This is a genomic window from Peribacillus sp. FSL P2-0133 (assembly GCF_037975445.1).
GTDB classification, from domain to species: Bacteria; Bacillota; Bacilli; order Bacillales; family DSM-1321; genus Peribacillus; species Peribacillus simplex_E.
Window position 1 is genome coordinate 4396092 of record NZ_CP150254.1, and the last position, 14198, is coordinate 4410289.

13 protein-coding genes and 1 pseudogene are annotated in these 14198 nt (G+C 42.4%); 4 read left to right on the forward strand and 10 right to left on the reverse strand.

What is annotated here, in order from left to right; genetic code table 11:
• Positions 1-161: 161 nt before the first annotated feature.
• Positions 162-920 (forward strand): DeoR/GlpR family DNA-binding transcription regulator, encoded by a 759-nt coding sequence (locus MKY17_RS21115; RefSeq protein ID WP_098372094.1) that lies wholly within the window; start codon positions 162-164, stop codon positions 918-920.
• A 435-nt stretch (positions 921-1355) separates the two neighbouring features.
• On the opposite strand, the gene MKY17_RS21120 is transcribed toward MKY17_RS21115, so the two are convergent.
• Complete coding sequence (locus tag MKY17_RS21120; protein ID WP_098372038.1) at positions 1356-1706, reverse strand: hypothetical protein; 351 nt, start codon at positions 1704-1706, stop codon at positions 1356-1358.
• Between the two features lie 542 nt (positions 1707-2248).
• Here MKY17_RS21120 and MKY17_RS21125 point away from each other — a divergent pair.
• Complete coding sequence (locus tag MKY17_RS21125) at positions 2249-2470, forward strand: DeoR family transcriptional regulator (protein ID WP_034309346.1); 222 nt, start codon at positions 2249-2251, stop codon at positions 2468-2470.
• Positions 2471-2555: 85 nt separating this feature from the next.
• Here MKY17_RS21125 and MKY17_RS21130 read toward each other — a convergent pair whose 3' ends face one another.
• Together MKY17_RS21130 and MKY17_RS21135 are read right to left on the reverse strand one after the other, a co-directional pair.
• On the reverse strand, positions 2556-3278 hold the full coding sequence (locus tag MKY17_RS21130) for a pseudouridine synthase (protein ID WP_076364518.1): 723 nt from the start codon (positions 3276-3278) through the stop codon (positions 2556-2558).
• Positions 3279-3401: 123 nt separating this feature from the next.
• Positions 3402-5003: a polysaccharide biosynthesis protein gene (locus tag MKY17_RS21135; RefSeq protein WP_098372037.1), complete on the reverse strand. Its 1602-nt coding sequence runs from the start codon at positions 5001-5003 to the stop codon at positions 3402-3404.
• 205 nt (positions 5004-5208) lie between these two features.
• On the opposite strand from MKY17_RS21135, the gene MKY17_RS21140 reads away from it, so the two are divergent.
• Entirely contained in the window at positions 5209-6474 is a 1266-nt protein-coding gene (locus tag MKY17_RS21140) for an NAD(P)/FAD-dependent oxidoreductase (RefSeq protein ID WP_098372036.1), read from the forward strand.
• A 115-nt stretch (positions 6475-6589) separates the two neighbouring features.
• On the opposite strand, the gene MKY17_RS21145 is transcribed toward MKY17_RS21140, so the two are convergent.
• Positions 6590-6904 (reverse strand): MGMT family protein, encoded by a 315-nt coding sequence (locus MKY17_RS21145; protein WP_098372035.1) that lies wholly within the window; start codon positions 6902-6904, stop codon positions 6590-6592.
• 19 nt (positions 6905-6923) lie between these two features.
• Positions 6924-7484 (reverse strand): MEDS domain-containing protein, encoded by a 561-nt coding sequence (locus MKY17_RS21150; RefSeq protein WP_098372034.1) that lies wholly within the window; start codon positions 7482-7484, stop codon positions 6924-6926.
• Positions 7485-7656: 172 nt separating this feature from the next.
• Between MKY17_RS21150 and MKY17_RS21155 the strand changes: the two are divergent.
• Positions 7657-7833 (forward strand): annotated as a pseudogene (locus MKY17_RS21155) (SDR family oxidoreductase); the annotation flags it as partial.
• 117 nt (positions 7834-7950) lie between these two features.
• Here MKY17_RS21155 and MKY17_RS21160 read toward each other — a convergent pair.
• From MKY17_RS21160 to MKY17_RS21180, 5 genes are all read right to left on the reverse strand, one after another.
• Positions 7951-8136 (reverse strand): sporulation protein Cse60, encoded by a 186-nt coding sequence (locus MKY17_RS21160; protein ID WP_048682016.1) that lies wholly within the window; start codon positions 8134-8136, stop codon positions 7951-7953.
• Between the two features lie 62 nt (positions 8137-8198).
• The gene (locus MKY17_RS21165; protein WP_144526488.1) at positions 8199-9281 is read right to left on the reverse strand and encodes a tartrate dehydrogenase; all 1083 of its coding nucleotides are present in this window, start codon (positions 9279-9281) and stop codon (positions 8199-8201) included.
• A gap of 270 nt (positions 9282-9551) precedes the next feature.
• Positions 9552-9863, reverse strand: a complete 312-nt coding sequence (locus MKY17_RS21170; protein ID WP_034309364.1) for a rhodanese-like domain-containing protein — start codon at positions 9861-9863, stop codon at positions 9552-9554.
• 114 nt (positions 9864-9977) lie between these two features.
• On the reverse strand, positions 9978-11312 hold the full coding sequence (locus MKY17_RS21175; protein ID WP_339200574.1) for an MFS transporter: 1335 nt from the start codon (positions 11310-11312) through the stop codon (positions 9978-9980).
• 42 nt (positions 11313-11354) lie between these two features.
• A complete protein-coding gene (locus MKY17_RS21180; protein WP_339200575.1) occupies positions 11355-13868 on the reverse strand; it encodes a PEP/pyruvate-binding domain-containing protein in 2514 nt (837 codons plus the stop codon).
• Positions 13869-14198 lie beyond the last annotated feature (330 nt).

The following is a 14198-nucleotide window of genomic DNA, read 5'->3' on the forward strand; positions in this document are numbered from 1 at the left end:
AAATACTATGTAAATATTGAACACTTCTTTACTAACTTCATACTAACTTTTGACCAACTAGTGATATTTTTATCATCTACTTATTGAATATATTCATGGTACACAGTACACTTAAAATGAATATCAGGAAGAAAGATATGAAGAATAGGCGGGTGAAACTTATGCTTCCTCTTGAAAGGCAAAAGAAGATCATCGAGTTATTAACGATTAGAAAAGTTATGAAAATTGCCGAGCTTACTGAAGAACTGCAAGTTTCCATCGAAACCATCAGAAGGGATATGAACCTTCTTACAAGGCAAGGAAAAATAGAAAAGATCTACGGCGGCGTTAAACTGGTTCAATCGAAGTTTGGAGAATCGACAATAGATGAACGGATGTTCAGTCAATTAGAAGAAAAGGAAACCATCGCCCAAAAATGCAGTGAGTATATTGACGATGGTGATTGCATTTATATCGATAGTGGTTCGACAACCTATCAAATCGCTAAATATATAAAACAGAAAAAGAAACTGACCGTGATAACCAGTTCGATCCCTGTTGTAAATGAGCTCATTCATAGCGATATCGAGATCTTGATCATAGGGGGGAAAGTCAGGCAAAATGAACAATCCATTGTTGCATTTGACTACTTATTCAACTTTAGTGAATTGAATATTTCAAAGGCATTCATTTGTGCGAGTGGCATAACCGTTGAAAAAGGCATATCCGACTATAATTTAGAAGAAGCAAATACACGAAAAAAAATCATTGATTTATCTCAAGAAGTCTATGTTGCCGCTGACAGCTCAAAGTTCGGGAAAGACGTGACCATCGGGATATCGTCACTGGATAAAATCGATTACATCATCACTGACGATCATGTACATAAAGATTTCATCTCTTCGTTTAAAGAGACCGACACACATTTGATTCTTTCTTAAAAGCAAGAAAAAACGGGAACTATACAGTAGTATAGTTCCCGTTTTTCAGTTTGTAGCCAAAAGGGGGTCGGCGAATGCCAAATGCATTTGGAATGAAGAACGTGTTTGAACAAAGGGGATTGGAACGGAAGGTATGAGACTCCTGCGGGAAAAGCGTGTCCAGGGGAGACCCCGCAGGCGCAAAAGCGCCGAGGAGGCTCCCGGACCGCCCGCGGAAAGCGAGTGCCTGGAGTGGAAATCAACGTACCAAATTCCTTTCTCCACAAGCTACCCGTTAATACTGCTGCAGAAAGTCCACACACATGCTTGCATTTATATCAAGATGAATTTCTCCTGGATCCCTCAATTTATAGGAATGGTTGTGCTGGATTCCCGTTTAACGGTTCCGGACAAATAAAAAATGCCCTTTCATACCAGGGCATTTTCATGATCCAATTAATTTACGAATAGATATAACTTTCTATGATATTCCACAAATGCCTGCTGGTCCTTTTCCGTGTAGTCCATCCACTTTACTTTCTTGCATCTTTCCTCTAATCTCTCATTCAGTTCATCTTCTATTTCATTCATGAAACGAATGATTTCCCCATAAGGCATATTGAAATGACGGGCTGCGAGCCTGGGCGGAGAATGCTTTACCAGCAATCTCATGAATTGATCGACCGTGTCTGCCTTCGATGCAAGATAATCTTCTTCGTTCACGATGAATTCATACACTTGTTTTTTGACGCCAGAAAGTCTGGTTACTTCGTCGCGCAATAAAAACTCCATTAATCTTTCGTTCATATGGCTCTACCTCGAATTGGTTTATATTTAAATCCTTTTAGATATGTATGTAAAATCTATACTGCCCGATACCTCATTATGACATCGTAACCGCAAGCCATCAAGCACCTATTAATACACAAAGCGTAATAATTACGATTTATGATCATTTTAAGTAAAGTAACATGTACATGCCTTAAAAGTCAACGTTCGTGTTGTGTGACATCTCGAATCTCTAATCTCGAAATGCATATTAAGCGTCCTGTATTGGCAAAATATGTTCAAGAATGGAAAAACTCTTTATTAATTTTGTATATGTTTAAAGAATAATTTTGTTAAAATTTGATATAATAAATGTAATATTTAGTCAATTAGTATCTTTTCCTAGAATTTGCTTTTGCAAAGGGGTAGAATGAAGCTAATGACATCTTATTTTTTCTAAATGTTTCCGAGGAGTTATAGGGTGGGTATAGCAAGTACATAGTGACAGCTGAAATGCTGTCCGACATATCGGTTGTTTTCATTTGTTCAAAATAACAATGAAAAGAATAAGGAGTGATTTTTTGAAACCTTCAACAAATCGCATGTTAACCCGTATTAAATCCGTTTATATGTTCATTAGTAATAACGGTACGGTTTCTACTCAAGAGCTTGTAGAAGAATTTGGCATCACTCCTCGAACTGTGCAGCGCGATTTAAATGTCTTAGCATACAATGACCTTGTTCAAAGCCCAAGCCGAGGCCTTTGGACTACAACAAGTAAAAAGGTGAAGATGTCATCGTAAAAAGAACGACCACCCGAACAGGATCGATATGTAAAATACTTTGAGGCGGACAATTTTTGTCCGCCTCATTTTTTGTTTCCACATATCATTCAGCCGGTTGACCCGCCTTTAACTGTTCAAGTTCCTCCGCCGTCAACTCACGGTATTCACCAAGCTCAAGTTCCTCATCAAGCTGTAAACTACCCATGGAAAGACGCTTTAGGTAGACGACACGTTTGCCAACGGCCTCAAACATCCGCTTCACCTGATGGAACTTCCCTTCCATGATCGTCAGCTCGATATCCGATGTCAGACCTGATTTTAAAATGTTCAATTCACCTGGTTTTGTTTCGTATCCATCATCTAAGGTCACACCGTTGCGGAATGCCTCGATATCCCGTTCCGTCACTTCGCCATCAATGACCGCAAAATATGTTTTAGGGACATGTTTCTTCGGGGAAAGCAGTTGATGGGCAAGCTTTCCGTCATTCGTGATCAGCAATAAACCTTCTGTGTCCTTATCAAGACGGCCTACAGGAAATGGCTCGAAAACCGAATCTTCCGGCTCCAAGATGTCGATGACCGTTTCTTGGTAGTTGTCTTCCGTTGCCGACAATACGCCTGGCGGTTTATTCATCATTAAATAGATGAATTCCCTATATTCAACCCGTTCACCATGAACCGTCACGATTTCCGTATCAGGGTCCACTTGTTCCTTCGGGTCCTTGAGCAGCCTGTCATTGACCTTGACGGCTCCGGATTTCAGGAGCTTTTTCACTTCTTTCCTGCTGCCATAACCAATATTGGATAAAATCTTATCAATTCTCATCGTTTCCTCCTAAAGCCTTTTCCGTAAAAAGCCTTGCCCACTTTAATGAAAGGCAAGGCCACTATATTTTAATTTGGGGATTAACCATTCAATACCCTTTTTTATACACATCAAACTTCCAGCTTATAATCCTAATTTAGCTTTTAACCGATCGATCCGGGCACCGAACAAACGGTGGGCAAGTTTGCTTTTCAAGGCAAGCGCCGTATAAATGAGCGCTCCAAAAATTGCACAAACGGCCACGATCAAAATCGCCTGGAATCGCCCTTCCGTTGTAAGCCACAGCGATAATAAACTGTTCATGCCCCATGCAGCCAGTCCCATTATCACTGAAAAAACAGAAATCAAAACAGATCGTCTGATGGTAAGGCTGTAACGATATCCAGTAAAGTAGGTAATGACATACAAATTCAGCAGCACAGCAGCCAAGTAGCCGAATGCAGTAGCATAAACGGATCCTTCCGTTTCAAACAACTTGATCAAGGGGATATTCAAGCTCAATTTGATTAAAAAGCCCACAAGCAGGCTGAGCACCGTATATTTTTGCTGATTGATCCCTTGTAAAATGGCCGCCGAAACGGAAAAAAGCGCAAACAAGATGGAAACGGGCGCATATGCCTTCAGGACGCTGATTCCAAGTGGATCATGGCTGTAAAAGGCACTATAGATTGGATCGGCTAGCACCGACATGCCAACGACCGCCGGTATCGTAATGAACAACAAAATTTGGAAAGCTTGGTTCAGCTGGCGGTTTAACTCTTCCGAATCCTCGCTTACATATGCCTTCGTCACCGAAGGGAGAAGCGCCATTGAAAACCCGGTTGCAAGCGTCATCGGAATCAAGACAAGCTTCTGGGCATATACATTCAACACCCCAAGGGCATCTTCTGCGACATGCTGCAGCCCGATGGACGACATCGCCTTATTGAAAGACAATAAGTCCGCAAATTGAAACAATGGCATCGCGATTCCGACGAATATGAAAGGAATCGACGATAGAAATATTTCTTTATAGATCTCCTTCAGGGAAATTTCCATCGTCCCCCGGTCTTTCTTCATCAAGCTGTCCAAATGGGGTTTTTGTTTTTTCCAATACCAAAATAACACTACTAAACCACCGACAGCCCCGACCGTCGCCGCGAAGGTAGCCATTTGGATGGCCCTCACTAACTCTCCATCAAGGACATTCAAAACAACATACACACCGGCCAAAAGGAACACGATGCGGACAATTTGTTCGATAACCTGAGATATCGCCGTTGGCTCCATCGCTTCATGACCTTGAAAGAAGCCGCGGATGATGCTCATGAACGGTACAAAAATCAAGGCGAAGCTGACTGCCCGTATGATCTCCGTGACCGCTTCGACATCTTCCTGCTTGACCCCAAAGACTCCAGTGAACATCGGTGCCATCGTATAGAGAATCAAAAAAGCAAGAAAACCGGTGACAACCATTAATTTCAGGCTCGATTTAAATAACTTCTCACCGACGGCGTACTCCTCGAGCGCATTATACTTCGAAATGAATTTAGAAACAGCAAGCGGCATGCCTGCCGTTGCAAAGCTAATGAAAATGGTATATGGAACGTACCCATATTGATAAAGGGTAGCCCCTTTATTCCCAACCATATGTTCAAATGGGATGACGTAAAATAAACCAAGTACCTTGGAAATAATCGCTCCCAGCGTTAATATAAAAGCCCCTTTTAAAAACTTAGATGACATCTAATCCCTTCCTGCCTCTGTCAGTTACGTTTCACACGCTCTTTATCTTATCATATTAAAGTATTTTTTCTATAGAAAACTACAATCAAGTTTATCGTTTTCGAAGATAATACACAAACAAATAATTCCTTTTTTTCTACATTCGCAATCTGACGGGCTCTTGCTATATAATGAAGGGACTGAAAATGATAAAGTGGTGATCAATTTGAAATATGATGTAGTGGTAATTGGCGGCGGTCCTTCCGGATTGATGGCAGCAATAGCAGCCGGGGAAAAAGGGGCCAATGTCTTGTTAGTGGATAAGGGCGAGAAGCTTGGCAGGAAGCTTGCCATCTCGGGCGGCGGACGCTGCAACGTGACGAACAGGCTCTCAATCGATGAAATCATTCAGCATATCCCTGGTAACGGGCGATTTCTATACAGTGCTTTCTCAGAGTTCAATAATGAAGACATTATTCAATTCTTTGAAAAATTGGGCGTGGCCCTTAAAGAAGAGGACCATGGCCGGATGTTCCCTGTCAACGATAAAGCGCAAAGTGTCGTGGATGCCCTTCTGACGCGCCTGTCTAATTTAAAAGTAACGATCTATAAGAACTCTCCAGTTGCGGAAGTTCTCTATGAACATGGAAAAACAAGCGGTGTCCGGTTAAAAGATGGACAGACCATTGATACAGATGCAGTCGTGATTGCAGTCGGCGGGAAATCAGTTCCCCACACCGGTTCAACCGGCGACGGCTACGCATGGGCTAAAAAGGCGGGGCATACGATTACTGAACTGTTCCCAACTGAAGTTCCCGTACTTAGCCATGAAACATTCATTAAAGATCGCACACTTCAAGGTCTCGCACTTCGCGATGTTTCATTGAGTGTCCTTAATCCAAAGGGCAAGGCCCTGATCACACACCAAATGGATATGCTCTTCACCCATTTCGGCGTCTCCGGTCCAGCTGTTCTAAGATGCAGCCAATTCGTCGTGAAAGCGATGAAAAAATGGAACCTGTCGGAAGTGACAATGAAACTCGATGCCCTGCCGGACCGAAATAAGGAAGAGGTCTTTCAAGACATCATGAAGGAAATCAAAGCCGAACCGAAAAAAGCCATTAAAAATACCTTAAAAGGTTTAGTTCCTGAACGATACCTTCACTTTCTGCTTGAGCGAAGCGGCATTGACCTTCAAGAACAAGGAGCGACGATATCAAATGAAAAAATCCGCCACTTTGCAGAGTTATGCAAGGACTTCCAATTCGGAGTACACGGCACCCAGCCGCTAGAAAAAGCCTTCGTAACGGGCGGAGGCGTATCCGTCAAAGAAATACACCCAAAAGAAATGGCATCCAAACTGATGGACGGACTGTATTTCTGCGGTGAAATTCTGGATATACACGGATACACAGGCGGCTATAATATCACATCGGCATTAGTAACAGGAAGACTCGCCGGAATGAATGCAGCCATGTATGCCCGTTCATAATTCCTAAAAAGAGGCTGATCCAAGCGGATCAGCCTCTTTTAATGCGATCGTTATTTGGCCGTCCCGCAGTTTTCCAGTCCGCACCCGCGCCGTCTCTTTTATCCGGTTTTCCCGTTTAAAATATTTCTGGATGATAGCGAAAAGCTTCGAGGTCAATGGTATTCCGTTCCGTGAATGTAATGCCTTCACTCTCGAGCATCGCCTTCTGGTGTTCTGCAGCGCCCTCTGCTTTTATGCCGATTTCTCCCTTGGCATTAATTACCCGGTGCCAAGGAAGGTCATGTTTTTTGCTGCTTGAATGAAGGATCCTTACGACCTGCCTTGCACCGCGCGGACTACCGGCGAGCTGTCCGATTTGACCATATGTCATCACTTTACCGCAAGGGATGTGTTGAATGATATTAATTACCCGTTCAGTAAAACTTTCCAAATAACTCGCCCCTTTTATTCTATCCGTTTGCTAACATCGTGATTTTTTCATCGGTTATCAGGACCCCATGATGCTTGATCAAGTTTGTTTTAAGCTCGTCAGGCATTCTGCAGTCATCGTATGCACAAACAGAAATCAATCCTCGTTCCTTGATCAGTTTGTCGATTCCTTTTTCATATTCGCCTATCGCTAAGCTGACTTGATCGTTATGGCCCCATTCAACATGGCCCCAAGTCCGCACGTGCTGATTGCGTTTATTGTATATATCGATATTTTCCAAGAAATAATTAACCATCGTCGAAGGATGGAAGTCTCCATGAAAACAATAAAAATCAAAATTATTCATAAGATGCACTTGCTCCAATTGCTCCTCATTTAAATGAAGCTGCAATTTCTTATACACGAAAGGAAAGATACGGTCATTTTCGACGACCAGGATATGGTCTCCCTGTTCAACACCGGCAATGATGAAAGTTGCCTCATTTTCAATGTAGGCTTCCAATTCATTAAAACAGTAGAAAATATGGCCACCATCCGTTTGCTGTATATTTTCTAATAGTTGTATCATTTTATTATCCAAAATGGTTCACTCCTTCAAATACACCAGTCCGCACTATGTATTATGTATAACTCTAACCATTATCTCCGTATTTGTAAAATTCATAGAAGAATATAGTCAGTTTTTCCTAATGTCATCTGTTATGATCGGGAATTTCGTTGAGTCGAATTGAGGCTGCATTTAGTCCACTCAACCGCTCATCCCGGCAAGTTTCTCGGCAGACGAAGTGACACAAGTCGATAACCCGATGGAGCGTCAAGGCCAACCATTTGAACTGGCTCCCACCTTTGTCTATCTCGCTTCTGATGATTCCCGTTTTGTGACGGGACAAACATTACATGTCAACGGCGGGGAAGCGACATTGTCATAATTTCCACATCGAATATGCCCCCTCCCCGGGAAGTCATGAAAAAAAGACTACCTTGGATTGCCCGCCTTGCAGCAATAGGTAGTCTGATATGAATGATATGGCCTTGCCGGCCGGCCTTTATTTTTTCTTATAGATGATCATCGCACTGAAACAGTAGATCTGTTCCTCTTCCTCTTCACCTGTAGTGGCGACATTATATTTGATATCGACGATTTGATTATCGCGAATGTCTTCAAGGAAAAAGTTCATTTCGTCCTCTAGATCTTTTTCATGCTCATAATCAAATAATTTTACTTGTATCATCGGCTCCCCGCCCTTTTACTATAATGATAGTTATTGTGCAGGATGCCCATTTTTCATGATGATTATACTTGATTTGTTTGTAACGCGGATAATATTGCAACAACTTCATCCCCGACTTCTTCTGTAGAAGCTGCCCCGCCCATATCAGGAGTCAGCGCCTTTTTATCGACCATCACCTGTTCGATCACGTCCAAAATTTTTGCACCCCAAATGTCATGCCCAAAGAAATCGAGAATCTGACTGGCGGACCATATGGCCGCAAGTGGATTGGCGATGCCTTGATGTGCAATATCCGGGGCTGAACCATGAATCGGTTCGAACATCGATGGATAAATCCGTTCCGGGTTTAAATTGGCACCAGCCGCCAGTCCCATCCCGCCTGCAATGGCAGCACCTAAATCCGTGATGATGTCACCGAATAAATTGGAGGTGACGACGATTTGAAAGCGTTCGGGCTGTTTGACAAAATACATGCTTGCCGCATCGACCAGATAGGAATTCGTTTCTACTTCCGGATACTCCTGTCCAATTTCTTCAAAAAGCTGATCCCAAAAAACCATTGAATAATTCAATGCGTTCGCCTTGCTTATGCTCGTTAGCGTCCTGCCCGTCTTACGCGCAAGTTCATACGCATAACGGATGATCCTCTCCGTTCCCTTTCTGGAAAAGACCCCCGTCTGCAGTACCACTTCTTCCGGCTTGCCTTTAAAAAGCCAATCACCGGCACCGGAATATTCCCCTTCACTGTTTTCACGGATGACAACCATATCGATTTGGTCACGAGTCACGTCTTTTAATGGACAGGGTGCACCTTGAAGCAATTTAACAGGTCGAACATTCACATATTGGTCAAATCCCTTTCTGATTTTCAGCAGAAGTTCACGTAAGGAAATATGGTCAGGGACACCAGGGTAACCGACAGCCCCAAGATACACGGCGTCAAACTTCATCAGTTGTTCCAGTCCGTCGTCGGGCAGCATTTTGCCGTGCTCAATGTAATATTCACAGCCCCATGGAAAATAGGTGAACTCGAAAGAAAAATCCCCGGCAATTGCAGCCACTTCTTTAAGTACCTTTACACCCTCATTAATCACCTCAGGGCCAATCCCGTCACCCGCAATGACCGCTATTTTATGAACATTCATTCTTCAACTCTCCTTTTTCTATATTTTCTGATTTCAACATCCTAATTTTAACATATAATTTTTGCATTCCCGTCAGGGGGGAGGTTCATACAGAAAAAAGAGCCCTTTCATGATGAAAGGGCTCTTTTTTTCACGCCTTCAAATATGCGCGTCTTTCCGCATATTCACGGCATTGTGAACAAACCATGATCTTTTTTCTTTCTTCATTCAAATAAGCCGTCACATTCTTGGATTTACGCTTACAAAAGTAACAGGTCTTTTTGAAGAACTTCACTTAACGATGACTTCGCCGTCCCATTCAAGCATTCCGCCAACCATGTTTGCCACTTTATATCCTTGTTCCTGAAGATAGTGGCATACATTTTCACTGCGGCGTCCTGAACGGCAGATAAAAATATATTCTTTTTCTTTATCAAAATAGTCAAGGTTCGCCGGGATGTCATTCATGCGAATATGTTTCGCGCCTTCGATCATTCCCTCTTGCACTTCTTCGTCTTCACGAACATCTACAAGTTCCATCGCTTCGCCTGCCTCAAGCTTAGCTTCCACTTCTTCAGTTGTAATGATTTTGATTTCTTCCATAATTAGCACCTCGAATTATCGTTTGATTTATCTTTTTCATTATAGCAAAATTTCCAGTTAAACATCACATAATGGATTCGCTGATGAAAATTCCCTCATGCCATGTATTTATTTTCAGAAATTATCATCAACACTCAAATTTTTATTGCTTCTAAAAACCATCTTGGATAAAAATGCTCCTAAAACTGCCGCCACTATCAGGATACCGAAAAGGATCGAATAATTGGCGATGATTCCTATCAATGTAGATGAGATGATACTCCCAAAATATCGAAAGGTCGAAAAGATTCCCGATGCCGAGCCCGATGCGGATTCCTCCACTGCTTCCAGGGAAGCGACCTGCATGCTTGTAAGCCCTAAACCGATAGCCAACCCATTCACGATAAGTGTGACGGCTAAATACATAAGCGACTGGATGTGGATGACGAATAAGAATAATAGATTCGTTAACACAGTGATGGCGAATGAAAGGAATATGACCTTTTCCGAAGAGTATTTCCGATTAAGCTGTCCGCCTATCATATTGCTTAAAGCCATTGAAATGGAGAACAGTGATAACATGACACCGCTCACGGAAACCGAAATATCCATTTTTGTGGTCATGATCAGCGGCATGACCAACAAAATCGCGTACATCGTGAAATTATTGATCAACACAGATAAATTGGCATTCACGAATATAGGACTCTTAAATAAGCTAAAGTCTATAATCGGGGATGCGACAGAACGTTCTTTCCGTACGAACAATCCCAGAAACAGAAGGCTCCCCATACCGAGTACGATGTACATCGTCGTTGATTCTGCATGAGTCAAAGTAATCAATAAAGTGATCGTAACGGCTAAATAAATGGAACCGATAACGTCCAATGGCTGTCGGGAATGCTTTTTCTGCATTTTTGGTAAAAGAAAAATGCCTCCAGCAAGTGCACCCAATAAAAAAGGGACGTTAACCAAGAATATCGCTTTCCAACTGGATACAGCAATCAAAAGCGAGCCTATCAATGGACCTACTGCCGCTCCCAGACCCATTCCCAACCCGAAAAATCCCAACACCCCCGGCAGCCGCTCACGTGAAACGGTCTGTCGGATAAGGGCAACGACATTCGGGATCAGCAATCCGCCCCCTATGGCCTGCAGTGACCGAAAAGCGACAAGCATGCCTATATTCGGCGCAAGCCCGCATCCAATTGAGGCAGCAAGGAATAGTAATATGCCAATTATATAAATTTTTCGATTGCCATATAAATCCCCAAGTTTACCCGCAATCGGCTGGGTAACGGCCATTACAATGAGATAGATGGTGACGACCAAAGTGACACTGTGAATATCCAAACCGTAAAAGTCTGAAATCGAGCCCAGTGCTATCGAAATCATCGTTGAATTGATCGGTACGAGAAACGCCGCCATTAAAGTAAAAATGATCATCAGGAATTCTTTCTGTCTGCTCATTCTTTCACCTCAGTCCTTAAAACAACACTGTGTTCTACTTGCTCATCCATCGATTATCGTAACGGTTCCCGTATTTCCATCGACAATGACACGATCTCCATCTTTTAAGCGATCCGTTCCTACTTTTGTCCCTAACACTGCCGGAATCCGATATTCCCTAGCAATGATCGCAGAATGGGACAGCATGCCGCCTGTATCGGTAATGATTGCTTTTGCATCCTGGAAAAAGGACGTCCAGACTGGTGTCGTGTTCCTGCAGACCAGAATATCTCCTTTTTTAAAATTAGAGGCTTCATGCATTCCGGATATCACTTTGACTTTTCCTTCGCATAATCCTCCGGATGCTGAAATTCCTTTAATCGTACTCGCCGTATTTTCCTTGTTTTCTTCCAATGAGCCAAACACCATTTCCACGAAAGCACGATCTTCATCCGTAGGTTTGCCAAAGAATGATGGCGTTTTCATTTTACCCTGCAAATCAAATTGCCTTTTCCGTTCCAATACCGTTTCCCTTAAAGAGTGGGGGGCATCCAAAGCGGATATGACCTCATCTTTATATAAAAACCAAATATCTTCTGCGTCATCCAGCACGTTCTGTTCAACTAAAAGCTCACTTACTTTCAATAAGTATAAGCGTGCCTTTGCATCTAACATGGCATCAATATAAAAATGATGATCATCCGTGATTACAGCAGCATCCAAGACCATTTGGTAATATTTTTTAAATAAGTCCCGCTCAGCAGAATCTTCAATTCCATTTAAAAACCTTTGGTATATCCGTTTCCCGTCAGCTACTGCCGTTTCGAATTCTTTATCGAAATCATATCCATTAATGATGAAATTCTTAATGATTTGCAGTACATGCTCAGGATTTTCAATCCAGGTTTCCCCAACGAAATCATGTGCCTTAAGGCATCTGTACCCGTAAACATTGACGAAATTATCAACACGTTCCAGAAAATCCTTCCCTTTTCCAAACGCGCTCAGATCCCGGGATAAATTTCCTTCATCAGCATCCATGATCACCTTCAGCAACTGAGGTTCATTCTTCGCTTTCAACGATAATTGCCACAGTATTCGATCGGACTCCAGTGACTTATTCATCACTCCAGCCATGGATTGGTAGAGTTCACGGAGTGGTTGGGTCCCCAGCAAGCTTTTAAATAGCCGTTCAAGTTTAATACTAATACTCGCATGCGGAAGGACGATCATGAAATGCCAGTAATAGACCTCTTTGAAAAACCCTTCTAACTCACCCAACCCTCTTATGGCTTTGGCTGCCGTGAATTCCTTCGAAGTTTCTTCATCCATATATCGATAAATTGGCAATAAATGATCATGGATAATATCATGCATCCTGTTCGTCATATCTGGATACAAGTTCTCCATAAGCTTTTCGTTTTCCATGAATAATTGCTGTGGGTCTGTTTCTAGGTGGATTTGCTTTCCATAATAATACCCGTTATGGACTTTCATTTGGATGTATCCCGACGGTTCCCTGAGTTCCTCTGTCGCTTTAGCCATTCCTTGATAAAATGGTTGGGTGACTATGGATGCGAATAATGGGGAAATTTGATCAGGAAATCTTGAATCGATCAAAAACCAAAATTCATCCTTATCAGTTCGTTCCAAAATAAATTCTTTCCTGGCTTCTGGAATGACTTCAGCGTCTTCGATCACTGTTGTAATCGGGCGAGCTTGCAAGAGATATACCATTTGATCTTGAATGGCGAATTCCAAATCGACAGGATGTCCATAATGCTTCTCCACATCCAGTGTCAATTCGATCAACTGTGTAAGCTGCACATCATTGAGGCAATATGCATCCTGTTCCGGTTTTGTGGTTTCCACTTCTAACGTGCCTGTGGAGCCGGAAACGATTTTCAGTTCTTTGCGGCCCTTGGTTTTCTCGATCTTCGTACCATCACGTTTAGCCAAATAGGTGTCGGGTGTCACGATACCAGATACTACCGCCTCCCCAAGCCCATAACTGGCATTTATCACTATATGATCTGGATTGTATGTAATAGGGTCCTGGCTGAAAATCACTCCTGAAACATCTGAATGTATCAGACCTTGAACCACAACGCCCATTGATATTTTTTCAACATTTTCATGAATGGTTTCGGTATATTGCCGAACCCGGTTCTCGAAACAGGAAGCCCAGCAGCCTTTTACCCTTGATAGGAATTCTTCATCCGTTTTAACATTCAGGTATGTTTCATACTGACCGGCAAAGGATGCCCCTTCCAGGTCTTCTGCACCCGAAGAGGAACGGACTGCCACTGATGTATAATCTTCTCGCAGCTCATGAAAAGAGCTCAAAAGGATGTTTGACAATTCATCCGGGATGCTCGCTTCCATAATCCCGGCCTGGATGGCTTCACTTTGTAAATCCAGTTCATTTCTTTCCACGAAGTGCATAAATGAATCATTGCTAATGACAAACCCATTTGGCACGGGCATGCCCAACTTGGTCATTTTAATTAAATTTAAAGCTTTTCCCCCTACGATTTCATTGGACTCAGCAGCATTTTCAAATCGCTCTGTATACATATTCGCTCCCCTTCCATCACGTTGAATAAATACTTTCTTTCCCAAGACCGGGACATACCCATTTATAGGTATAATCCCCACTCTTAACCATAATGGAAATCCTGTTACATTGCATATGAAAAGGCTTACACTAAATTCCATGACGGGCATTGATTTCGCAATGATTCTTAGGGCTTTATTGCCATTTTCCCGAATGATCGATCGGCAAAAATGCAACAAACTATTCAATTTTATATTTATTTACATTTATTAAGTAAATACATCAAATCCAATCACAACGAATAATCCCTACAATAGTCACAATGGAGCCTGAATGAAAAAAACGCCGAC

Bases quoted from the DNA above. Each gene is read 5' to 3' on its own strand.
- MKY17_RS21180 (WP_339200575.1), bottom strand. From the start codon at position 13,868: ATGTATACAGAGCGATTTGAAAATGCTGCTGAGTCCAATGAAATCGTA.
- MKY17_RS21160 (WP_048682016.1), bottom strand. From the start codon at position 8,136: ATGATACAAGTAAAATTATTTGATTATGAGCATGAAAAAGATCTAGAG.
- MKY17_RS21175 (WP_339200574.1), bottom strand. From the start codon at position 11,312: ATGAGCAGACAGAAAGAATTCCTGATGATCATTTTTACTTTAATGGCG.
- MKY17_RS21170 (WP_034309364.1), bottom strand. From the start codon at position 9,863: ATGGAAGAAATCAAAATCATTACAACTGAAGAAGTGGAAGCTAAGCTT.
- MKY17_RS21115 (WP_098372094.1), top strand. From the start codon at position 162: ATGCTTCCTCTTGAAAGGCAAAAGAAGATCATCGAGTTATTAACGATT.
- MKY17_RS21120 (WP_098372038.1), bottom strand. From the start codon at position 1,706: ATGAACGAAAGATTAATGGAGTTTTTATTGCGCGACGAAGTAACCAGA.
- MKY17_RS21130 (WP_076364518.1), bottom strand. From the start codon at position 3,278: ATGAGAATTGATAAGATTTTATCCAATATTGGTTATGGCAGCAGGAAA.
- MKY17_RS21165 (WP_144526488.1), bottom strand. From the start codon at position 9,281: ATGAATGTTCATAAAATAGCGGTCATTGCGGGTGACGGGATTGGCCCT.
- MKY17_RS21135 (WP_098372037.1), bottom strand. From the start codon at position 5,003: ATGTCATCTAAGTTTTTAAAAGGGGCTTTTATATTAACGCTGGGAGCG.